Source organism: Vreelandella salicampi (assembly GCF_013415105.1).
Lineage (GTDB): Bacteria > Pseudomonadota > Gammaproteobacteria > Pseudomonadales > Halomonadaceae > Vreelandella > Vreelandella salicampi.
Map to the genome: position 1 here is coordinate 80,486 of NZ_JACCDF010000001.1, position 22,813 is coordinate 103,298.

Sequence of the window (22,813 nt, forward strand, 5' to 3'; positions counted from 1 at the left end):
GCCCGCCTTTATTGGGCGTTTTCTGGCGCATTTTCCCACTGCGCCGGCGTGTAGGTTTTGATGCTAATCGCATGAAGCGCGCCTGAAGCGATCTCATCGCTTAATGCTGCGTAGACAAGCTGCTGACGCTTAACGGGCGACAGCCCTTCAAACGCCTCACCGACCGCTACCACTTGAAAATTACAGCCTTCGCCCTGGATGTGGAAATGGCATCCGTCAAGGCGCGACTCAAGTAGTGCTTTTACCTCACTGGGTTGCATGAGTAGAAAAACTCCTATGAAAAACGTCGGGGAAAGTGGGGCCAATGATAAAGAAAAGCCGCGGCTTTGGCGATGCGTTGCAACACACCCGACAAAACAAGCACGGCCAAGAGACCATCACCGGCAAAAAAACTGTTATGTTGCCGAAGTAGCCATTTCACGTGTGGGGTCTTGCAACAATGCATCCAGCTCTGCCAGATGCGCCAAGCGTTGAAGAGGAACAGATAGTGACACCGAGAGGATAGCGATGTGGCGTTGCTGACACATACGCAACCACTGCAAAAGCACACTGATTGCCGCACTACTGGCCTTCTCAACGCCATCAAAGTTTATATGCAGCGCACTAAGTGAGGTTTCGGCTATCCATTTGCCTCCCGCTGCGGCTAAGGCAGCAGCGACATTGGTCCCCACGTCGCCGCTGACGCTCAACGTACCCTCTTGCTGGTCAAGCCTTACGTCTTGCTCTGAGAACAACGCGCTCACGCGCCGCCTCCTTGTTCAAGTTCCTCAACGCCAACATCCGGTGACCACCCCTGAATGACAGCATCATAGTCACGGTTATTATCGTGCATCGCTTGGTCAAACTGGTTGCGGAAGGTTAAGCCTAAGTTGATGCCGTTCACGATAACGTTAACCACGCGCCACTGGCCATCGGAAAGGCGCAACGTATAACTCACCGGAAAAACTTCGCCATTGGTGGCTACTATTTCCATATCGACGCTGGCCTGGTCTTCGAAACGCTGCTCACTTTGGTTCTCAAGAACGCGAATTTCGTCGTAGTCAAACGTCACAAGCCCCTGGGTATAGGTATCAATTAGCGTTTGACGAAACACTTCGACAAAACGGCTGCGTTGCTCTGGCGTTGCATTGCGAAAGTAGCTACCCATGACGCTGGCGCCGATGTAGCGAAAATCTGCGACGGATTCAAGACTCTCATCCACCTCGGCTTTTAGCTCATCGATGTTCTCTTGATAATACGACTCACGCTCTTCTAACTTCGACACAAAGGACTCGATGTTATCGCGCACAACCTCCACTGGTCCTTTTTCTTGGGCGTGCAGCGTGAGCGGCAATGCCAACATTAACGCAGCACAGAAGGCAACCACACCACGCACTATACTTAACCTTTTAATTTTTAACGTATTCATAGTTTCCTCACTCTATTTAAGGCGCCGATGCTTAATTCATTACGTCGTCTTGACTCAACCTTTAGCCATCGTGGATACAAACTGTTGGATCAGCTCTTCTAACACCAAGGCGGACTGCGTATCGCGAATGCTATCGCCGTTTTCTAACACCTCGGGATCACCGCCCACGCTTAACCCGACGTACTGCTCGCCGAGCAACCCAGCGGTTAGTATGGCGGCCGTGGTATCGCGCGAAAGCTGCCCTTCCAGCTCACTGTCCAGGCTCATCACAACGCGGGCGTCGTACCACTCGGTATCCAGCTCAACCGCTTCTACTCGCCCGACGGTGACGCCCGCCATTGTGACCCGCGCGCGCGGCTTTAGTCCGCCAATATTGGCGAAATTAGCCTCTAGACGAAACGTCTCCGTCGGGGCAGAAAGGCTTAGCCCGCTAACACGCAAGCCCAAGAAAACGAGCCCTACGATGCCTGCCAGCATAAAGAGCCCCACGCCAAATTCCATGGTTTTACTGCGTTTCATGCATCTGCTCCAGCATTTAGAGGCCGCCGAACATGACGGCGGTTAAAACAAAATCTAGGCCCAGCACGGCCAGCGACGAGTAAACCACGGTACGTGTCGTAGCACGCGAAATGCCTTCCGAGGTAGGCACCAGATCGTAACCTTGAAACACCGCGATCCAGGTGACGACGACAGCAAAGACCAAGCTTTTGATGATGCCGTTGCCAATATCGTCTATGAACGTCACGTTCGCTTGCATATTGCTCCAGTAGGAGCCTTCAAAGACCCCTAGCCACTCAACGCCGACAAGATAGCCACCCCAGATGCCCACCACGCTAAAGCCCACGGTTAAAATGGGTAATGAGATGAAACCAGCCCACAGCCGCGGCGCTACCACTCGCCGTAGCGGGTCAACGCCGATCATTTCCATACTGGTGAGCTGCTCGGTCGCTTTCATCAGGCCAATTTCTGCTGTTAGCGCTGACCCAGCCCGCCCAGCAAACAACAGCGCCGCCACGACCGGTGCTAGCTCGCGCAAAAGCGAGAGCGCCACCATTTGGCCCAAGGCTTGTTCAGCGCCAAAGTCGACTAAAATGGTGTACCCCTGCAGCGCCAGCACCATACCGATGAAAAGCCCTGACACCAGCACAATCGCTAGCGACAGCACCCCCACAAAATGCATCTGACGCAGCCATAGTCTAAAACCTTCGCGCGAAGGCATGCTAAAAGCCGATTGCACAAGAAACAGGCCAGCGCGACCGAGTGCCTCCAATACATCACAGCATCTACGGCCTAGGCGGGTAATTCGCGCGAGCGATTGTGAAACATGTTCAGGCATTTAGCCGACCCTTATGGTTGCGTCTTCACTGAGAATATCGTCATAAAGCGATTTCGCTGGGTAGTGAAAAGGAACGGGACCATCCGGCTCGCCGTGCATAAACTGACTAACGCGCGGGTCGTCATGAACATCCAAGCTTTGTGGTGTACCGTGAGCCACTACCTCGCCGTCGGCGATTAAGTACAAGTAGTCAGCGATACTCAGCGTCTCTTTAATGTCGTGTGATACCACTACTGACGTCAACGAAAGCGCTTGGTTCAAACGCTTGATCAGTTGCACCAACACTCCCATCGAGATGGGGTCTTGGCCCACAAACGGCTCATCGTAGAGTATCAGTTCCGGGTCGAGCGCCACCGCGCGAGCCAGTGCGACACGGCGCGCCATCCCGCCGGAGAGTTCCGATGTCATCAAATGGCGGGCACCGCGCAACCCGACCGCTTGCAACTTCAACAGCACGATATCGCGCACCATGGCATCGGGTAGGTCGGTGTGCACGCGGATGGGAAACGCCACGTTCTCAAAAACATCTAAATCCGAGAACAGTGCTCCACTTTGAAACAACATCCCCATCCTTTTACGCAGCCTAAAAAGCGCTTTGCGTGAAAGCTGATGCACATCTTGGCCGTCAATAATGACGCGGCCGCTATCGGGCGCTAATTGCCCGCCAATCAACTTCAAAAGCGTGGTTTTACCCGTGCCACTAGGGCCCATGATCGCCGTTACTTTGCCGCGCGGGATAGATAAACTGACGCCGCGGAATATGTCAGTATCTCCGCGGGAAAAGTGAACATTTTCAATTTCAATAAAGCCAGCATCCGTCATAGCAAAAAACACTCGTTCCAGGCGCGTGGCGCTGTTTCGGGGCAAACGCTATGCATCTACCGTGTTAACAGCGTTCAAAAAGATTATCGAACATTGTATCCTAACTCTGCATGACGCTGCCAAAACAATCGCTTCTCAAAACAATTGTTGTCTTAAGTGGCGGCAATTATCATGTAATATTTTACCATGCCCTTTATCCACTTGGCTTATACCACCATGTCGACTAGTCCACTACGCGAGAGCGCGCTGCGCACTTTACAAATTGAGCAAGCCGCCATCGGGGGTTTACAGGCCAAACTCGACACTCAGTTTGACTGTGCCTGTGAGCTGATCCTCGCCTGCCATGGGCGTGTTGTGGTGACGGGCATGGGAAAATCCGGCCACATCGCAGGAAAAATTGCCGCCACACTGGCAAGTACGGGCACCCCAGCATTTTTCGTTCACCCCGGTGAAGCCAGTCACGGCGATTTGGGCATGATTACGCGCAGCGATGTGGTGCTTGCCTTGTCGAATTCGGGGGAAACGGCGGAAGTCAACGCCCTTCTGCCCTTACTAAAGCGCTTGGGTGTGCCGCTTATCAGCATGACTGGGCGCATGCACTCAACCCTTGCACGCCATGCAGAGGCGCATTTAGACAGCGGCGTTGAGCGAGAAGCATGCCCGCTGGATCTCGCCCCCACCAGCTCGACGACCGCAGCGCTGGCACTAGGTGACGCGCTTGCGGTAGCACTTTTGGAAGCGCGGGGCTTTACAGCTGAAGATTTCGCCCTTTCCCACCCGGGCGGCACGCTGGGCAAACGCTTGCTGCTACGAGTAAAAGACGTCATGCACACGGGTGAACGCTTGCCCCAAGTCTCGCTTGGCAGCCCGCTACGCGATGCACTGTTAGAAATCACTCGCAAAGGGCTAGGCTTTACTTGTGTCACTGATGATCAAGGACGCCTAGCTGGTGTATACACCGATGGTGATTTGCGTCGCACGCTGGATCAACACCACGACCTACGCACTCTCTGCGTCGATGAGGTGATGACACGCCCCGGCAAGCGCATTGCGGCCAACGTTCTGGCGGCAGAAGCCGTACACTTGATGGAAGAGAGTAAAATCACAGCGCTTGCCGTTGTGGATGACCAGCAGCGCCCCATCGGCGCCCTCCATATGCACGATTTACTCGTCAGTGGCGTTATTTAATCGCCCTTGATGTCACTTTTAACTGGAGTCTGTATGGCCCTACCTGTCCCGCTTATTGATCAGCTGCGCCGCGTGCGCTTACTTGCCCTGGACGTTGACGGTGTTTTAACCGATGGCCGCCTCTACTTTCAGGCCGACGGTATCGAAATCAAAGCGTTCCACACCCAAGATGGCCACGGGCTAAAACTGCTCAAGCGTGCTGGCCTTCACGTCGCCATCATTACTGGGCGAGACTCCCCCATGGTAAGCCAACGGGCGGCGGCACTCGGCATCTCGCACGTTTACCAAGGCTGCGAAGATAAGCTTGCCACGCTGCGTAGCCTCTGCCAGCGGCTGAGCCTCGAGTTAGATCAAACCGCTTACTGCGGCGACGATTTACCCGATTTGGCCGCGATCAAGCGGGCCGGCGTCGGCATCACCGTGCCTAATGCTCCGGACTACATGCACAAGCATGCGGATTGGGTAACCGAGCGTTTGGGCGGTCACGGTGCGGTGCGTGAAATCTGCGATACGCTGCTTGATGCTCAGGGACACTGGGGAGCGGTAGTGGATACCTATTTACACGGCCTACCGTCTGCGTAATGCCCATGCGGATGCGGCGCTTGCAAAAACGTTTTCTGCTACTGGCGCTTGTGGTGGGCCTTGGAGCCCTATTGGCTTGGCTGGATGTGTATGACGCTGACTCAGTTACCAGAGACCCCAAAGCGCGGGCACAAGAGCCTAGTCACGTGGTGAAAAACGCCACACTGACGCTTTTTGATGACAGCGGTGAACGTCATCAAGTCCTCAGGACGCCACAATTAACGCACACGCCCGAACTTGCTATCACGCAACTATCCGCCCCTGACGCGACGCTTTTTGATAGCCAGCAACGTCGCTGGCATGTCAGTGCTGAACACGGCACCATTGATCGGCAAGAACATCTTACGCTCTCTGGCAACGCACAAATCCGTGCCCCAGAGGAAGGCTGGAAGCTTGGCACCGAACGGTTACACTACGATAGCAATGCAGCGCATGCTTACAGCGAGTTGCCCGTGCGTTTACAGCAACCGCCGCAACACATGCAAGCCCAGCGCATGGATGTATGGCTCAATGAAGATGCCTTGCGCTTAACCGGAAACGTGCGCGGCTACCATCCCATAGAAGTCGACAACGAGGACAACACCCCATGAAAGCCAACGCTTTTTTCTATGGGTCACTATTTTCCCTGGCGCTAGTGTTGTCAGCCAGCACTGTTTACGCTGCTCCTAGCGATCCTGTTCACGTTGAAGCCGATCAGTTAGACATTGATCAACGCGCTGGCACCGCCGTTTATCGCGGCAATGTCGAAATCCGCCAAGGGGAAATGCGCCTACGTGGCGACCAAGTCGAAATTGAGCGTAACGAGGCAGGCGAGCTCTCGCGTGCCACCGCCATCGGTGATCGCGCCTACATGCGCCACCGCCCCGATGGGCAAGAAGAGCTGATGGAAGGCCAGGCACGGCAGATTATTTATCATCTTGCTGAGCGCCGCGTCGAACTCATCAACCGCGCCGAATTGACCCAAGCAGGTGATCGCTTTACCGGTGGTCGACTGGAGTACTTTATCGACCGCGAAGTCGTCCAGGCCCGCTCTGACGTTGAAGGTAGCGAAAACCAGCGTATTCGCATGACGCTCCAGCCAGAAAAGCCGTCTAAATAGGAGAAGCGACCGGGTGTCTTTCGACGATATTACCGCTACGAGCCAAACACCAACGCCGGGCAAAACGCTTAGCGCACGCCATCTAGCCAAAAGCTACAAACGCCGCCGTGTGGTCAAGGATATCAATCTCGATATCGCACAGGGCAGTATTGTTGGGCTACTCGGTCCTAACGGTGCGGGCAAAACCACCTCGTTTTACATGATCGTCGGGCTGGTTAAAGCCGATGCAGGTAAGGTCAGCATTGATAATCTGGACCTCTCTCGCGCACCCATGCACGAACGTGCGATTGCCGGAATTGGCTACCTCCCCCAAGAAGCCTCAATTTTTCGCAAGCTCTCCGTCGCCGATAACATTATGGCGATTTTAGAGACCCGCAAAGACCTCAATCATGCGGCGCGCGAAGAGCGCCTTGAGCACTTGCTAGACGATTTTCATATCGACCATATCCGCGATAACGTAGGGATGAGCCTCTCCGGTGGGGAGCGCCGCCGGGTTGAAATAGCCCGCTCGCTAGCCACGGAACCCGCTTTCATCTTACTTGATGAACCCTTCGCCGGGGTTGATCCCATTTCGGTGGGCGATATCAAGTCGATTATTCGCACCCTGAAAGCACGCAACATTGGTGTGTTAATCACGGATCACAACGTGCGCGAAACGCTGGATATTTGCGATACCGCCTATATCGTTAGTGACGGCCACATTATTGCTAGCGGCTCTCCCCACACGATTTTAGATAACCAAGAAGTACGCGAAGTCTACCTTGGTGAGGACTTCCGCCTCTAATACACTAACCGATATACCAATCGTGGCACGTTTTTTGCCGATGGCATGCTTATTGCTAATTGCACACCAATCAAACTGGCTTTAGGGTAAAGGCTTTCTCTAGTGTAGTGGTTACCTGCGAATGGTCATGAAAGCGTCCCTTCAACTGCGTGTCGGTACCCAGTTAACGATGACCCCCCAACTGCAACAGGCCATCGCTCTGTTGCAGCTATCGACGCTGGAACTTCGCCAGGAAATTCAGCAAGCACTTGATGCCAACCCGATGCTCGAGCAAGAGGAGGAGTTTAGCGAGCAAGCCACCACTGAGCAGAAGGAGGCTGACTGGGAGGAAAACATCCCCAGCGAACTCTCCGTGGATAGCGATTGGTCGGATACTTACCAAGACGTCGGCAGCGCATCAAGTGTGGGCAGCAACGCCCACGATTTTGAGCGCGATACGCCCAGCCAAAGCCTGCAAAGCCACTTGATCTGGCAGTTGGCAATGACGGATTTTAGCCCACGCGAGCAGCTCATCGCGGAAACGTTGATCGATGCTGTAGACGATAACGGCTATCTACTGCAGCCTCTTAACGAGCTGCGCGATGGATTGCGACACCAGCAGCTGGACGGCCTTAACCAGCGTGATATCGAAAGCGTGCTCCTCCGCCTCCAGCAGTTTGAGCCTACTGGCGTGTTTGCCCGCGACTTACGCGAATGTTTGATGCTTCAGCTTGCCACCTTACCCGACGATACCCCGCTTTTAATCCCTGCACGAAGGCTAGTGCGGCAATTCTTAGAAGCGCTCGGCCGTGATGATCGTCGCCTGTTAAAACGTCGCTTAGGGCTTGATGACGAACAACTCGACGACGTGATACAGCTGATTAGAAGCCTCGACCCGCGTCCGGGGAGTACGTTTGGCAACGCCGAAAGCGGTTATGTGATACCCGACCTTGTGGTACACCATGATGAACAAGGCTGGCATTTAACCCTCAACCCCGATGCCATGCCGCGGCTACGCGTCCAGCCCGACTACGCCAGTTTGATTAAGCGTGCCGACAAAAGCCAAGACAACCAATTTCTTAAAGAACACCTACAAGAGGCTCGCTGGCTCATTAAAAGCCTGACAAGCCGCAATGACACCTTATTGCGCGTTGGGCGCGAGATCATCGCACGCCAAATTGGCTTTCTTGAGCATGGCGAAGAAGCCATGAAACCGTTGATATTGGCCGATATCGCAGAAACCGTTGAGATGCACGAATCCACCATCTCACGCGTTACCACGCAGAAATACGTGCATACACCCCGCGGTGTTTTTGAACTAAAGTACTTCTTTTCTAGCCAAGTCAACGGCCAAGATGGCGACGGTCATTCCAGCACGGCAATACGTGCGCGAATCAAAAAGCTCATACAGGATGAACCGGCTAAAAAGCCCCTGTCGGATAGCCGCCTGGTCACGCTGCTGGGTAACGAAGACATTAACGTGGCACGCCGCACCGTCGCGAAATACCGTGAAGCCATGGGCATTCCTTCATCTAGCGAGCGACGCCGTTTACGCTAGTTAAACGGAATCTGCCGTAAAGGGCTTTGCTTAGTAGAAAAAAGGGTTACAATCGAGAGACAGTCCGACGAATTAAGGAGTACGTCAATGCAAGTCAATATCACCGGTCATCATGTAGAACTGACTGACGCCTTGCGTGACTATGTCAACGAAAAGTTGGCTCGCGTTGAGCGCCACTACGACAATATTACGACCGTTCAGGTAACGTTGTCGGTAGAGAAAGAGCGCCAACAAGCGGCATGTACGCTTCATGCAGCCGGTGCAGATTTGCACGCTGAAGCAACCGATATCGACATGTATGCTGCTATCGATGCTTTAGCGGATAAAATTGACCGTCAACTCGTCAAGCATAAAGAAAAAGCCCAGGCACGCGCCCAGGGCGCTGGCGCACGGTAATTCAATGACATTGGAAACGATCCTTCCCCCGGAACGCGTACTTTACGATGTTCCGGGGGGCAGCAAAAAAAGGGTGCTGGAGTTTTTCAGCACCTTCATCGCCCAAAACACACCCAGCCTTGATAGCCAAGAAGTGTTCAGCCGCCTGATAAGCCGTGAGCGGCTTGGCAGCACGGGTATTGGTAACGGGGTAGCGATCCCACACGCACGCAGCCCTCACTGCACGTCGCCTATTGCGAGCTTTCTGAAGTTGACCGAAGCGGTTGATTTTGATGCCATTGATGGCGACCCGGTAGACCTTGTGTTCATTCTGCTTGTACCTGAAGAAGCGGATGACACGCACCTTGCGCTACTCGGTCAAGTCGCCACGATCATGAACGACGTCGACACCCGCGCTCAACTTCGCAAAGCAGGAAGCCAGCGCGAGCTTCTCGACTTGATTAGCGAGAAAATACGCGCTCATTCAGTGTAAGCGCCCAACATATCAGCTAAAAGTTCTTGCTGCCCCCCACAAAGGGACACCCTATGCAACTGGTCATCATCAGTGGTCGCTCCGGCTCAGGCAAGTCGATTGCCCTTCAGGCACTGGAAGATCTTGGCTACTACGCGATAGATAATCTACCGGCCGTTTTGCTCGGTTCGCTAGTGGATGAAGTCCGCGATCAGGGTGAGCAAGCCCGTGTAGCCGTCAGCATTGATGCTCGTAACTTACCTGGTGCGCTGGAGCAGCTCCCGCGTTTACTTAGCGAGTTAGAGCAGCGGGACATTCACTTTCAAGTGGTTTTTCTGACCACCGATGCCAGAATCTTGCTTGAGCGCTACTCCGCCACCCGCCGACGCCATCCGCTAACGCGAAATAGTGACCTAACGCTTGAAGAAGCGATCATAAAAGAGGAAGAGGCGCTAAGCGAGGTACGCGACTTAGCGGACCTTACCATTGATACATCGCGCCTCTCGGCTCACGATTTACGCCGTCGAATCACCGACCAAGTGGCTCATCATCAGCGTGACCAACTTACCATTACGTTCGAATCGTTTGGTTATAAACGCGGCGTTCCACTCGATGCGGATCTCGTTTTTGATGTGCGCTGCCTGCCCAATCCCTATTGGGATCCTGCCCTGCGCCAGTCAAACGGGCGCGACGATGATATTCAAGCCTTTTTAAGCGCTTATCCTATCGTAGAGACAATGTGCCAAGATATTCACGATTGGATAGTCCGTTGGTTACCGGCTTACCAAAGCAGCCAACGCAGCTATATGACGGTTGCCATCGGCTGCACGGGTGGGCAGCACCGTTCGGTCTACTTGGTCGAGCAGCTTGCCCAGCGCATCATCACCACAACCGGTGAAGCACACCTGCGCCACCGCGAGCTTGGCCTGCAATACATCCTCAATGAAAGCGGCGTTGCTCAACAATGAAGAAGCAACATTAAACAGGGATGTGAGTCACCCACGCCCGCGACGTCACGCAGGCCTCGTATCAAAAACGACACCGCTTGGAAGAAGGAACCAGGGTGCCAAAGAAAACGCTAACACTTAATAATAGACGTGGTTTACACGCACGCGCCGCCACCAAATTGGTTAACTGCGGTCAGCAATTTAGTGCTCACATTAAAGTTTATAAAGACACGAAAGAAGCCGATGCCGCCAACATTATGGCACTGCTCATGCTCGCAGCGCCTTGTGGTACCGAGCTCACCGTGACAGCCGAGGGCGACGACGCCGAACAAGCACTGGATGCCATTGAAGCGCTATTCGACGCCCGGTTTGATGAAGATCAGTAGCACAGGCCTCGCTTAGCTTCCCGCGACCGTCATATTATCAATCAACCAGCTACCGGTATGGATACTGCCCCGTGTATCGGTATCGTTTCCTACCGCACGCAGATCGGCAAACATTTGCTCCAGGTTTCCCGCAATCGTGAACTCCTCAATGGGATATTGCACCTCACCATTTTCCACCCAGAAACCCGCTGCGCCGCGCGAATAATCCCCGGTCACGCTGTTAACCCCTTGCCCCATTAGCTCGGTTACCCAAATGCCACGGCCCATCTCCTGTAATAGCGTCTCGAACGAGCTTAACGGCGCCCTAAGGCGTAAGTTACGCGCACCACCGGCATTCCCCGTGGTCTGCATACCTAAGCGGCGAGCGCTATAGGAAGAGAGCATGTAGCTGGCTAGCTTGCCCTGTTCGATAAAGCGATTGTCGCGCGTTTTCACCCCTTCGCCGTCGAACGGCGAACTCGCCATCGCCCCCATTTCCATAGGCCGCTCTTCCAGGCTGAACCATTCGGGAAACAGCGGCGTCCCTAGACGGTCACATAAAAAGGAAGCCTGACGGTAAAGGGCTCCCCCCGCAAGAGCGCCCATTAAATGGCCCACCAACCCGCTTGCCATTGAGGGATCAAAAAGCACCGGAAAGGTCCCGGTAGCCGGTCGTTTGGCTCCAAGACGGCGCAGTGTGCGCCGTGCGGCTTCGCGCCCCACATCTGCCGGGTCACGAAGCTCGCTAGGATTACGGACCGACGTATAGTCGTAGTCGCGCTGCATGCCATTGTCATCTTCGGCAATCAACATGCAGGAAAGTGAGTGTCGGCTGCCTTTTTGCGTGCCCCAAAAGCCATGGCTATTGGCATACACACGCACGCCTTCACCCGTGGATAGCGACGCGCCGTCCGAGTGGGTAATACCTGAAACCTCACGCCCGGCGCGCTCACAGCTTAACGCCAACTCAGTTGCTTCCTCGGTGCTTAATGCCCAAGGGTGATGAACGTCTAAATCCGGTACGTCGCGCGCCATCAGCTCAGCATCGGCCAGCCCCGCTGCCGGGTCTTCGCCGGTATAGCGTGCGATCGCCATGGCCTTTTCAACGGTGGCACGAATTGAGTCGCTTCCCGCATCGGTGGAAGACGCACTACCTTTATGCTGTCCAACGTAGACCGTTACCGCAATACCTTGATCGCGCGAAAGCTCGACGGTTTCAACCTCCCCGAGACGCACGCTCACGCCGACACCTTGATCGACGCTTGCACCCACTTCTGCCGCATCAGCACCTAAATGCTTTGCCAGTGCGAGCGCCTCTTGCGCGCGCGCTGCCAGCACGCTTTGCTGAGCATTTGCATCGAATGCCTGTGCCATACTTCACTCTCCTTTACGGATACCGCACTCTTAGGCGATACCCCTGTCATTCTCTGGCGGCCTGCTATAATGCCGCCTTTCATTTAACTGTTTGCTGTGAGCCACCATGCCGAAAAAACGCCCGACCCCCATCGAAATGGATGAACAGGACATCCGCCCGAGTAAATCGCAGCTCAAACGTGAGATGCACGAACTGCAGCAGCTAGGCGAAACCCTGATTGCCATGTCGCCTGCCGAGCGTGCCCGCTTCCCACTATCGGATGACCTACTACGCGCCATTGACGAGACCGCGCGAATTCGCTCGCACGAAGGCCGTCGTCGTCACATGCAATACGTTGGCAAGCTCATGCGCAAAGAGGATTTGCCCGCCATACATGCCGTGTTTGATGCCATCGAGCAAGAGCGCGAACAACGTGACCACGCATTCCACCGCTTGGAAAAGTGGCGCGATCGACTTATCGATGAAGGCGATGACGGTATCGAACGCTTTATGGCCGACTACCCCGATGCCGACCGCCAAACCCTGCGCCAACTGGTACGCAACGCACAACGCGAACGTGAGCAAGGCAAAACACCTGCCAGCGCACGCAAGCTGTTTAAACATCTGCGCGATAGCGCCGCACTGTAGCCAGGGCACAAGATTTTACGACTGCGTACCACCGACGGTCAGCTCGTCGATTTTTAACGTCGGCTGACCTACGCCTACCGGCACGCCCTGCCCTTCTTTTCCGCACACCCCAATACCGGGGTCGAGCGCCATGTCATGACCAACCATCGACACACGCCCCATTACATCCGGGCCATTACCAATCAATGTGGCGCCTTTCACCGGCGCGGTAATACGGCCATCTTCAATCAGATAGGCTTCGCTGGCGGAAAACACAAACTTACCCGAGGTGATGTCGACCTGCCCACCGCCAAAGCTAACAGCGTAAATTCCCCGTTTCACGCTCTTAATAATATCGTCGGGGTTATCTTGGCCAGCCAGCATTACCGTGTTGGTCATGCGTGGCATGGGCAAATGGGCAAACGACTCACGTCGCGCGTTACCGGTCGGCGCCATGCCCATCAAGCGTGCGTTGAGCTTATCCTGCATGTAGCCGGTTAAGATGCCATCTTCAATCAGCGGCGTGTTCTGCCCCGGTGTGCCTTCATCATCAATGCTCAAGGCGCCACGACTATCGGCGATGGTGGCATCATCGACCACCGTGATGCCTTTGGCAGCGACACGCTGACCCATTTTGCCAGCAAAGGCGGAGCTACCCTTGCGATTAAAATCACCTTCAAGCCCGTGGCCGACGGCTTCGTGCAGCAAAATACCTGGCCAACCGGACGCCAGGACTACTGGCATTTGCCCAGCGGGGGCGTCAACAGCTTCCAAGTTCACCAGCGCCTGACGCACAGCTTCTTTGGCATAACGCTCCGCGACACCTGCATCTCGCAGTTTCGCCATCGAGTAGCGCCCACCGCCGCCGGCGCTGCCGCGCTCGCGACGGCCGTTTTTCACCGCGATCACGCTAACGTTAAAGCGCACCAGTGGGCGAATATCCGCCGCAAGCGTACCGTCACTCGCACGCACGAGAACCACTTCATAGGTACCCGACAGCGACGCGCTCACCTGGCTTACACTGGGGTCTGAAGCCCTTGCCACACGGTCCGCCTGCTTCAGCATGGCGACTTTTTCGTCAGCCGAGAGTCCAGCAATAGGGTCAACGCTGGCATAACACGCTGCCGCACTCACCGGCGTTACCGCTTGCCCAGGCAGTTTTTTGCCGCTGCGCACGATACTCGCCGCCGTTTTACCCGTATCCATTAGGGCATCTGCGGTGATCTGGTTGGAGTAGGCAAACCCGGTTTTCTCACCGGCCAATGCGCGCACACCAACGCCCCCGTCTATGTTGTAGCTGGCTTCTTTGACTTGACCATCTTCCAGCACCCAGCCCTCTTGCCAGGAGCGTTGAAAATAGAGGTCAGCGTAATCAATACCCGCGCTCATTGCGTGGCTAAGGCCGGTCTCTAAGCCATTGAGATCTAAGCCGCCAGGCGTCAAAAGCGTTGCCACCGCCTGATCAAGATTAGAGGTGTGTTGTGTCATCGAGAGCCTTCTAAAGTAACAATCGGTGCGGCCCAGGGGCCGGTCACACGATAGTGAATCGTTGTCGCTCGGCTTAGCGTATCACCGAACAGCGAGTGTGCAATAAACAGCGCGCCACCAACCACCGGCGCGCCGGCCGCAATGGCGGCAAAAGGTAAGCTTTGGCTGATGGGCAGTGAGACGTCAAGGTGTTGATCAAGTTCACGCTGGAGCAAATCCACGCTACCGCTCAGGCGAATGGAAGCCGCAGGCGCCTCTATCTCCAATGGTCCGCGAAGCAAGAGCTCGCCTCCGGCCACATCGGCTTGCCCTTGAACGTAGTCGAAGGCGGTTCCCTCGCCGGTGACATCGGAAAAATCCAAGCGCAGCCGACGCAGGATATTGTCAAAATTCAAAAGCCCGACGAGGCGTGCCGGTGTCGAATTGAGGGTCACAAAACGACCATCGCGCAGATCAAGGGTAATGTCGCCGCCAGCGCGGCTAAGAGAAAATTGCCACGGAGCGCCCGGCCATGTGAGATTAGCGGAGATATCAGTGCGCTGGCTGCGTAGCGCGACAGGTTGATTCAACCGCTCAAACGCTGTGCCAATATCCGCTCCTTGTAGGGTAATATCAGCTCGGGTGTCACTCGTCACTGAGTTGCCGGCCCAAAATAACTCTCCACGCGCGGAAATCTGCCCGAGGGTGAGCCCCACCGGTGAAAGAGAAAGGCCGTTATCATCGCTTTGCCAATAGGCCGTCAACGGGCCAAAACGCTCGGGGCCGAGGGTAATATCCCCGATACGCAGCCGTCCACCAGGAAGCTCAGCCAGCCAGGCAGGCAGCGAAGCCGGCGCTGGCACTTGGGTTTTCACTTCTTGTAACCAATCGCTCGGCTCATCAGCAACCGACGTAGACGAGATTCGACTGGGCTGGTTAACAAGTGCTAACAGCTTATCCAAGTTGAGCTGGCTGACCGTGATATCGACAGGACCGCGCTCACCGGCATCATAGCGCAGCTGCCCGTTGAGCGCGTCGGTTAAAATGTCAATGCGCCATCCCGTCTGTTCCGGCCATCGCGGCGCGACGCTGGCCGCATCGCCAAGATGCAGTGCACCCGCAATATTTCCCCCTAGCAACTGAGCACGCAAGTAAGCGAACTCCCCCAAATAGCTCTCGATTCGCGCGCGGGAAAGATCCGCGCTGAGCGACCATGGCCAGCGCTCGTCCGCCGTTTTACGTAACGGAGGAGGCAAATCGATGCTCACGCCGTGCCAATCACTTTCGATGTGTAAATGCGGCACGCCTCCCCAATCAAGCTGGCCCTGCCAAGGCGCCTGCCCGGATAACGGCAATGCGCTACTGTTAGTCCCGGCAACCGCTAACAATTCGCGAACGGCCACTTCACCCTCGAAGGCGATGTTTTTATTCGGCTGGAATGTTGCACTGAGCTGGTTTCCGAATAGCCGCCCTGTGGCGCTACCTAGTAAATCACTGCTCGCCCCTTGCTGGCGCCACCTAAGATCCCCGGTGATATCGTTAACCGACAACGCTAAAGGTTTATAACGCAACGTATTGAGATGGGGGGTTGCTTCAACATCCACGCTAAGCGCTTCTGGATTTTTCAGCGGCAAAGAGAGTGCCAGCGCGGCATCAATAGTGCCACTCGCCTCGATTTGCTCCAACACGGTCGAGGAAATCAGCGGTGAGGCTTGCAAAAAACGCAGCAGCGACGCGCCCGTCGCTTCTACATCGCCATCAACACGGAGCGCCTCGTCGAGCAAGGTAATTTGGGTATTTTTCGCCACCATTCCTTCACTATAGGCATGCTCTACCGTAGCACTAAGACCCTCGCTTGAGTCCCAGTGCAGCTGCCCTATGACATCCGTCAACATGGGCCAGCCGGGTGCAATGGGGATGGCACCTTGCTCGATGGCAAGATCCAGCGCAGTGGTAGTGGACGTATCTTCTATTTGCGAACCATAGGGGACGCCAACGGTCAGGCTGCCATGATCCACGTAGCCGTGAATGTCGCGGCTCAGCCATTCGGTCAGATCAGGCGCCAATAGCGCCATCGGCAACCACGATTTCAACGGGCGGTTTAGCGCATCGACATCGCTAAATGCCAAATCCAACCCAAAACGCCCCCCCCCTTTGGCGTTAACCAGCCCAAAGCCGCCTGTCAGCGAGGCGCCGTTCCACTCAATTTCTAGCTGCTTACCGCTTACCAGCGCGGTCGGGCCGTCGTATACCCACTGTACCTCCCCCTGGGCATGATCTAGCGGCAACGGCTCCTCAAACAACTCGGGGAAATTGAGCGAGCTCTCTCCCGCGCTAGAAAAGAGCACGCGCCCGCGCTGATCGCGCGCCCGAACCCAAGCGTCAAACGGCCCGCCCCCGGGAGCTCTTCCCCAAGGCGACGCTTTAAGATCACGCACGGCAGCATCCACTCGCCACTCACCCGCCCTTTGCCCTAAACTAAAGCCTGTGACGTTACCGCGCGGGTTTAGCGTTCTTAACACGCGAGTGAGTGATTCGGGTAGCGTGATATAGCGATGCCAGGCAGCTAATGAAGCTAGCTCAAACCCACTGGTTCGCAGTTCCCACTCCCCCGGCTGATGAGAGAGGTACCAATGGCGTGGTAGCGCTGGTCGATCCCCCACTTGCTCCGGGCGCGACCACTCGACGTTTTCGGCATCCCCGCTAAGCCACGCTTGTCCACCATCGCCATGACGCTGCCAGATTCCTTGTGCGCTGATATTGCGCAGCAGCGCTAACTGATGTGATTGGCGCAGCGTTAGTTCAGGGATATCCGCGTCGAGGCGTACCTCCTGTAGCACGCCCTCACCCCAACGCCCCCACAAGCTCACATCGCCATCGATCTCGGCAAATTGCGGTGCTTCCACCGGCTGTATGATTTCCATCAGTGTCGCCAAGTGATCTAGCTGCATATCGAGTTGCAACGCAGCAGAGAAATTCCGCATCCCTTGGTTGCCCGGCTGCACTTCAGCGCGCATATACGCTGCGGGCAGCGCATCTGACGCCTCCTCCACAGCGCCGGAGGCAATGGTCACTTCTCCTTCTAATTGCGTACGTCGCTCATCGCCAGTCAGCACAAGCGAAGGCGCCTTGAGGGTGACACTCTCCTCGCGACCGTGCAGAACGATGCGGGTTTCTTGCACCTGTAATCGCTGACGCAGCAAAAGGCCCACCCAGGTATCCAGCGTATTTAGGTCAACCGTTGGCTCAGATGCGATCGGAAGTGTCGCCGGTTCAGGCCACCGCCACTGCATACCACTACCTTGATACAGGTGCACCACAAAACCTTGCACGTAAGCATGGCTGAAGACCGGCGTACGGGTTGAAAAGGAGGTCCAGCTGTCCAGCTGCAGATCCAGCCGTTCTAGGGTAAAAAGCGGCTCACCTTCTTCCGTGGCGGCCGTGACGCCCGTAAGGCGCAACTGCGGATCGTTACGGGCAAGAGACAAAGAAAGCCCATCAATACTGACCGGCGCACCTATTCGGGCTTCTAACAGCGCTTCAACACGCGGCGTCAGATAGTCGGCTTGACTCATCAGCAGGCGCAAAAGCAGTAGTATGACGGCCAGCGCCCCTAAGCCGAGCGCCAGCACTAACAGCAACCATTTACGCAGCATCGAAAGGGTCATGAGGTCACATCAGTACGATGTCATACTGTTCTTGTGAATAGTGCTGTTCGACTTGAAAGCGAATGGTTTTGTTAATAAAGGTCTCCAAATCAGCCACCGCCGCCGATTCTTCATCAAGCAACCGGTCCACTACCGGCTGAGACGCGAGCACCATGTACGTCTCGGCGCTATAGGCGCGCTCTTCACGCAGAATTTCACGGAAAATTTCATAGCACACGGTTTCCGGCGTTTTTAACGTACCGCGGCCGGAACAGGTGGGGCACGCTTCACACAGCGTTTGTTCCAAACTTTCACGCGTACGCTTGCGGGTTAATTGCACTAAGCCAAGTTCAGTGACGCCGGTGCATTTGGTTTTAGCGTGATCGCGCTCCAGCGCTTTTTCCAGTACCCGCAATACTTGGCGCTGGTGTTCAGCATCTTCCATATCGATGAAATCGATAATGATAATGCCGCCCAAATTGCGCAACCGCAGCTGGCGCGCAATGGCCGTAGCAGCTTCAAGGTTGGTTTTAAATATCGTCTCTTCTAGGTTGCGATGCCCCACATAGCCACCAGTGTTGACGTCAATCGTGGTCATCGCTTCAGTGGGGTCAATCACCAAGTAACCACCGGATTTCAACTGCACTTTGCGTCCAAGCGCTTTTTGAATCTCATCTTCTACGCTGTAGAGGTCAAAAATCGGCCGTTCACCAGGGTAGTACTCAATCCGCTCGACAGCGTTTGGCATAAACTCCTCGGCAAACTCGACGAGCTTGGCGAAGTTTTCCCGCGAGTCGATACGCACCTTTTCGATATCATCACGCATCACATCGCGCAGTGTCCGCATAAATAGCGGTAAGTCGTCGTAAATGACGGTTGGCGGAGTCGCGGTAATTTTACGCTCGCCGACTTTGCGCCAGAGGCGCAACAGAAAATACATGTCGCTGGCAAGCTCTTCGTCACCCACGCCTTCTGCCGCTGTGCGTACAATGAAGCCACCCGTGACGTCGAGCGTCTGCTGCGTCACGCCTTGCTCTAAAAGCGCTCGGAGGCGATCACGCTCGCTTTCATCTTCTATACGCTGGGAAACGCCGTGATGCGGCGAGTCTGGCATATAAACCAAATAGCGCGAAGGTACCGACAAATGCGTAGTCAGCCGGGCACCTTTGGTGCCAATGGGGTCTTTGGTGACTTGTACTACCAGCGCCTGCCCTTCGTGCAGCAATTGACCTATGGTCTGCTGGTCCTCGCTTGGCGTACCCGACGGCATGACTTCATGGGCATGAATAAACGCAGCGCGCTCCAAGCCAATATCGACAAAGGCAGCCTGCATGCCAGGCAAAACGCGCACCACCTTGCCTTTGTAGATATTGCCTACGATTCCACGGCGTCGAGAACGCTCGATCAACGCTTCCTGTAGCACACCGTTTTCGACCAGCGCCACGCGGGTTTCCATCGGCGTTAAATTGATGAGAACCTCACCACTCATGCCTATTTCCTTATCGATTTGTACGAGGATGCTTTATGTGAGTTTTCCGTCCCACAGCGCGACGCCTTGCTGACGCAAAAGCGCTGCGGTTTCATACAAAGGCAACCCAACAACGGCGGAGTAGCTTCCTTGTAGGGAGGCAACAAATACCGCAGCAAGCCCCTGAATCGCATAACCCCCGGCTTTATCTAACGGCTCGCCGGTATGCCAATATGCCGAAATTTCTACATTACTTAGTGTGCGCAAGGTGACGCGAGTTTCAACACAGCGGGTCAAAACGCCATGCGGCCCACTCACGGCTACCCCCGTAAGTACTTGATGCGTCCGACCGGATAACGCCTTGAGCATGCTGGCCGCATGGTGCTGATCGGTAGGCTTGCCCAAAATCTTACCGTCTAATACCACGGCAGTATCAGAGCCTAACGTTGGCAACGATATTAACGGCGCCACCGTAAGGGCTTTTTCACGTGCCAAGCGCACAACGTAGTCTCGCGCTGATTCGGCCGCGTGAGGCGTTTCGTCAATATCACAAGGGTAAACCTCTACGCTTACTCCAATCGATGCAAGCAAGTCCCGCCGACGCGGTGAGGCTGATGCCAAGCACAACTGTGGCAATGCTTTTTTCATAGCACACTGTCTTTATAAGGATTTATCACAGACATTCGTTTGTGTGGTTGAGCGCTAGATGCGGCGCAACTGAGTGATACACGCACTATAAACCCGCTAAGCGCTTTTCCAGCGCGTAAAACATCGTAGCCAGCCACGGCCATAGCACCGCGCTGATCAACGAGGGAATTAAGAACGCCAAGTGAATGGAAAAATTGCCCAAAAAGGTGCGCACCCATTGTTCCAATAATTGCACAATCCCGAGTAGCACCAACACGATCACTGCCTGCTGCACCAACGAATAAGCGCGAAAGCGCGGGTACACTAAGGCACATAAAAACGCCAATAAGGAGAGCGTCAACGCGTTTTGCCCCAGAGGAACGCCTTCAAGCAGGTCGAGGAGTATGCCGAGGACAAAACCGTGCAGGACGCCGACGCGATCAGGTACACGCATGCACCAATAGATCAGCATCAACCCCAACCAATCAGGTCGATAAACCTGCCAACCTTCTGCCAGAGGCATTGCCTGCAGGCACAAGGCAAGCAAAAGTGTTAGCCACACCACTAATAGCGGCACAATAGGTGCACGGGCCATCAGGGAGCCTCCGTTACTTGCATAAACGACGAAGAGGCGCGCAGGGTTGCCGTTAGCTGCTCAGCACTGCGCAAGGCGCTAGAAGAAAGAGCGAAACTTTCGCCCCACACGCTCTCATCGACTTCTTCTCGCGGAGGAGGGAAAAGCAACAAAAAGTGGCGTGAACGCTGCAACCGCGCCAGTGGTTCTGCACTCACACGGGCAAAAGGCTCACCCGGATCGTGCACAACCTCAGTGACCTGCGCCACTGGGTATCCTGGCGGGAAACGCCCGGCGAGACCTGACGTCATCAACAAGTCGCCTTTGCGAATATCCGCAGTATCGGGCACATGTAACACGTTGAGGGTTTGATAATTCCCAGCACCTTGGGCGATAAAACGTAAGCCGTTGCGGTTAATTTGTACGGGCAAGGAATGGCTTGCATCCGCCACCAGGAGCACACGACTAGAATAGGCCGAAACTGCGGTAATTTGCCCGACAAGGCCGAACGCGTCGATCACCGGCTGGCCCACATAGGCACCGTTGCGATGACCGCGATCCACCACCATTTGGTGACTAAACGGGTCGTTATCGAGCGAGAGTAACTCGGCGCTAATAAACGATATGTCGCGCCGAGCAGCAGCATTGAGCAGCTCGCGCAACTCGGCGTTTTCCGCCCTTAAACTGGAGATGCGTTGACCACGGTGCGAGAGCATCAGGATTTGCTCACGCAGACGCTGGTTTTCGTCAACCAATGCTTGCTGGTCAGAGAGCGCGACGGTCCCCCAACTCAGTAAGTCACTGGGCCAACTTACCACCCACTGGATCGGCGCCACCACCATCGAGAGATTCGCACGCACCTCTTCCATGCGAGTAAAGCGCTGGTCGGCAAACATTAACATGCTTGCCGCCACCGCGCAGAAAAACAGGCGATACCCTGGCAACGGACCGTGCGAAAACAGCGGTTTAATAGGCAATACCCCGCAAATTAACCGCTGACGTTAGTCGCTCGACAGCAACTCAAAGGTGTGCTGATCAATCATTTCCAGCGCTTTCCCGCCCCCGCGCGCTACGCACGTCAGCGGGTCTTCTGCCACAATCACGGGTAAGCCTGTCTCTTCTGAAATCAACTTATCCAGATCGCGAAGAAGCGCCCCACCGCCGGTTAGCACGAGTCCACGCTCGGCAATATCTGACGCTAACTCCGGCGGAGACTGCTCCAGCGCACTTTTAATGGCGGCCACAATGGCGCCCAATGTGTCTTGAAGAGCGTCCAAAATCTCGTGGGAGTTGAGCGTAAAGCTACGGGGAATACCCTCGGCTAGGTTACGCCCGCGCACATCAATCTCGCGCAGCTCACCACCGGGGTAGGCGCAGCCAATCTCTTCTTTGATGCGCTCGGCAGTCGCCTCACCGATTAGGCTGCCATAATGGCGGCGAACGTAGGCGGTAATCGCCTCATCGAAGCGATCCCCTCCCACGCGAATGGATTCGGAGTAGACCACCCCATTGAGCGAGATAATCGCAATTTCGCTAGTACCACCACCGATATCGACCACCATCGAGCCCTGCGCTTCTTCCACCGGTAGGCCAGCGCCAATGGCGGCAGCCATCGGTTCTTCAATCAAGAAGACCTCGCGAGCCCCGGCGCCTTCCGCCGATTCGCGAATCGCTCGGCGCTCCACTTGCGTTGACATGCAAGGAACACACACCAACACGCGCGGGCTAGGTGTTAAGAAGGTGCTCTGGTGCACTTTTCGGATAAAGTGCTGAAGCATCTGCTCGGTGACGGTGAAATCGGCAATGACGCCATCTTTCATCGGACGAATCGCAGTAATATTGCCAGGCGTGCGGCCAAGCATTCGCTTAGCATCGGCCCCAACAGAGGCAACACTACGCATATTGCCTGACTGGCGAATAGCCACTACCGACGGCTCGTCGAGAACGATACCGCGACCGCGGACATAAATTAGCGTGTTGGCCGTACCCAGATCGATCGACAGATCGCTGGAAAACAGCCCCCTCAAACGTTTGAACATGGATGTTGTTACCTAGTGCAGACCGGGAACCCTGTGCGGGTGCAAACGGTATCACCGCAACCCCTTGGCAGCAAGCACGAGTCGCGCTTAACACT

25 protein-coding genes are annotated in these 22,813 nt (G+C 55.3%); 11 read left to right on the top strand and 14 right to left on the bottom strand.

Annotated features, from left to right (window positions below; all coding sequences use genetic code 11):
• Nucleotides 1–8: 8 nt before the first annotated feature.
• The 6 genes from HZS81_RS00400 to HZS81_RS00425 all read right to left on the bottom strand — a co-directional run bounded on the left by HZS81_RS00400 (nt 9) and on the right by HZS81_RS00425 (nt 3,566).
• Nucleotides 9–260, bottom strand: coding sequence for a BolA family protein (locus HZS81_RS00400; protein ID WP_179928581.1), 252 nt, complete (start codon nt 258–260; stop codon nt 9–11).
• A gap of 135 nt (nt 261–395) precedes the next feature.
• Complete coding sequence (locus HZS81_RS00405; protein ID WP_179928582.1) at nt 396–743, bottom strand: STAS domain-containing protein; 348 nt, start codon at nt 741–743, stop codon at nt 396–398.
• Nucleotides 740–1,342: an MlaC/ttg2D family ABC transporter substrate-binding protein gene (locus HZS81_RS00410; RefSeq protein ID WP_241697344.1), complete on the bottom strand. Its 603-nt coding sequence runs from the start codon at nt 1,340–1,342 to the stop codon at nt 740–742. Before HZS81_RS00410 ends, HZS81_RS00405 begins: the two co-directional genes overlap by 4 nt.
• A 120-nt stretch (nt 1,343–1,462) precedes the next feature.
• Nucleotides 1,463–1,927 (bottom strand): outer membrane lipid asymmetry maintenance protein MlaD, encoded by a 465-nt coding sequence (mlaD, locus tag HZS81_RS00415; RefSeq protein WP_179928584.1) that lies wholly within the window; start codon nt 1,925–1,927, stop codon nt 1,463–1,465.
• A gap of 16 nt (nt 1,928–1,943) precedes the next feature.
• The gene (gene mlaE / locus HZS81_RS00420) at nt 1,944–2,744 is read right to left on the bottom strand and encodes a lipid asymmetry maintenance ABC transporter permease subunit MlaE (protein ID WP_179928585.1); all 801 of its coding nucleotides are present in this window, start codon (nt 2,742–2,744) and stop codon (nt 1,944–1,946) included.
• A complete protein-coding gene (locus HZS81_RS00425) occupies nt 2,745–3,566 on the bottom strand; it encodes an ABC transporter ATP-binding protein (protein WP_179928586.1) in 822 nt (273 codons plus the stop codon).
• Nucleotides 3,567–3,782: 216 nt separating this feature from the next.
• On the opposite strand from HZS81_RS00425, the gene HZS81_RS00430 reads away from it, so the two are divergent.
• From HZS81_RS00430 to HZS81_RS00475, 10 genes are all read left to right on the top strand, one after another.
• Nucleotides 3,783–4,754 carry a KpsF/GutQ family sugar-phosphate isomerase gene (locus HZS81_RS00430; protein WP_179928587.1) on the top strand — a complete coding sequence of 324 codons (972 nt, stop codon included), beginning with the start codon at nt 3,783–3,785 and terminating at the stop codon, nt 4,752–4,754.
• 33 nt (nt 4,755–4,787) lie between these two features.
• Complete coding sequence (locus HZS81_RS00435) at nt 4,788–5,336, top strand: KdsC family phosphatase (protein WP_179928588.1); 549 nt, start codon at nt 4,788–4,790, stop codon at nt 5,334–5,336.
• Between the two features lie 20 nt (nt 5,337–5,356).
• Nucleotides 5,357–5,926 (top strand): LPS export ABC transporter periplasmic protein LptC, encoded by a 570-nt coding sequence (gene lptC, locus HZS81_RS00440; protein WP_422141197.1) that lies wholly within the window; start codon nt 5,357–5,359, stop codon nt 5,924–5,926.
• A complete protein-coding gene (lptA, locus tag HZS81_RS00445; protein WP_179928589.1) occupies nt 5,923–6,435 on the top strand; it encodes a lipopolysaccharide transport periplasmic protein LptA in 513 nt (170 codons plus the stop codon). Before lptC ends, lptA begins: the two co-directional genes overlap by 4 nt.
• Nucleotides 6,436–6,448: 13 nt before the next feature.
• Entirely contained in the window at nt 6,449–7,219 is a 771-nt protein-coding gene (gene lptB, locus HZS81_RS00450) for an LPS export ABC transporter ATP-binding protein (RefSeq protein WP_179928590.1), read from the top strand.
• A 121-nt stretch (nt 7,220–7,340) separates the two neighbouring features.
• On the top strand, nt 7,341–8,756 hold the full coding sequence (locus HZS81_RS00455; protein WP_179928591.1) for an RNA polymerase factor sigma-54: 1,416 nt from the start codon (nt 7,341–7,343) through the stop codon (nt 8,754–8,756).
• Between the two features lie 87 nt (nt 8,757–8,843).
• A complete protein-coding gene (gene hpf, locus HZS81_RS00460) occupies nt 8,844–9,152 on the top strand; it encodes a ribosome hibernation-promoting factor, HPF/YfiA family (RefSeq protein WP_179928592.1) in 309 nt (102 codons plus the stop codon).
• Between the two features lie 4 nt (nt 9,153–9,156).
• Nucleotides 9,157–9,624, top strand: coding sequence for a PTS sugar transporter subunit IIA (locus HZS81_RS00465; protein WP_179928593.1), 468 nt, complete (start codon nt 9,157–9,159; stop codon nt 9,622–9,624).
• A 53-nt stretch (nt 9,625–9,677) separates the two neighbouring features.
• Nucleotides 9,678–10,571 (top strand): RNase adapter RapZ, encoded by an 894-nt coding sequence (rapZ, locus tag HZS81_RS00470; protein ID WP_179928594.1) that lies wholly within the window; start codon nt 9,678–9,680, stop codon nt 10,569–10,571.
• 95 nt (nt 10,572–10,666) lie between these two features.
• Nucleotides 10,667–10,936, top strand: a complete 270-nt coding sequence (locus HZS81_RS00475; protein ID WP_179928595.1) for an HPr family phosphocarrier protein — start codon at nt 10,667–10,669, stop codon at nt 10,934–10,936.
• A 12-nt stretch (nt 10,937–10,948) separates the two neighbouring features.
• Here the strand turns inward: HZS81_RS00475 and pmbA are convergent, their stop codons facing one another.
• Nucleotides 10,949–12,289 carry a metalloprotease PmbA gene (pmbA, locus tag HZS81_RS00480; RefSeq protein ID WP_179928596.1) on the bottom strand — a complete coding sequence of 447 codons (1,341 nt, stop codon included), beginning with the start codon at nt 12,287–12,289 and terminating at the stop codon, nt 10,949–10,951.
• 106 nt (nt 12,290–12,395) lie between these two features.
• Between pmbA and yjgA the strand changes: the two genes are divergently transcribed.
• A complete protein-coding gene (yjgA, locus tag HZS81_RS00485) occupies nt 12,396–12,917 on the top strand; it encodes a ribosome biogenesis factor YjgA (RefSeq protein WP_179928597.1) in 522 nt (173 codons plus the stop codon).
• Between the two features lie 15 nt (nt 12,918–12,932).
• Here the strand turns inward: yjgA and tldD are convergent, their stop codons facing one another.
• The 7 genes from tldD to HZS81_RS00520 form a co-directional block, all read right to left on the bottom strand.
• Nucleotides 12,933–14,384 (bottom strand): metalloprotease TldD, encoded by a 1,452-nt coding sequence (tldD, locus tag HZS81_RS00490; RefSeq protein WP_179928598.1) that lies wholly within the window; start codon nt 14,382–14,384, stop codon nt 12,933–12,935.
• Complete coding sequence (locus HZS81_RS00495; protein ID WP_179928599.1) at nt 14,381–18,031, bottom strand: YhdP family phospholipid transporter; 3,651 nt, start codon at nt 18,029–18,031, stop codon at nt 14,381–14,383. The genes tldD and HZS81_RS00495 overlap by 4 nt, the downstream gene beginning before the upstream one ends.
• 4 nt (nt 18,032–18,035) lie before the next feature.
• On the bottom strand, nt 18,036–19,499 hold the full coding sequence (gene rng, locus HZS81_RS00500) for a ribonuclease G (RefSeq protein ID WP_179928600.1): 1,464 nt from the start codon (nt 19,497–19,499) through the stop codon (nt 18,036–18,038).
• Nucleotides 19,500–19,532: 33 nt separating this feature from the next.
• Nucleotides 19,533–20,126 (bottom strand): Maf family protein, encoded by a 594-nt coding sequence (locus tag HZS81_RS00505; protein WP_277814957.1) that lies wholly within the window; start codon nt 20,124–20,126, stop codon nt 19,533–19,535.
• An 85-nt stretch (nt 20,127–20,211) separates the two neighbouring features.
• Nucleotides 20,212–20,700, bottom strand: a complete 489-nt coding sequence (mreD, locus tag HZS81_RS00510) for a rod shape-determining protein MreD (protein WP_179928601.1) — start codon at nt 20,698–20,700, stop codon at nt 20,212–20,214.
• Nucleotides 20,700–21,656 (bottom strand): rod shape-determining protein MreC, encoded by a 957-nt coding sequence (gene mreC / locus HZS81_RS00515; protein ID WP_179928602.1) that lies wholly within the window; start codon nt 21,654–21,656, stop codon nt 20,700–20,702. The genes mreD and mreC overlap by 1 nt, the downstream gene beginning before the upstream one ends.
• Nucleotides 21,657–21,680: 24 nt before the next feature.
• On the bottom strand, nt 21,681–22,718 hold the full coding sequence (locus tag HZS81_RS00520; protein ID WP_179928603.1) for a rod shape-determining protein: 1,038 nt from the start codon (nt 22,716–22,718) through the stop codon (nt 21,681–21,683).
• Nucleotides 22,719–22,813 lie beyond the last annotated feature (95 nt).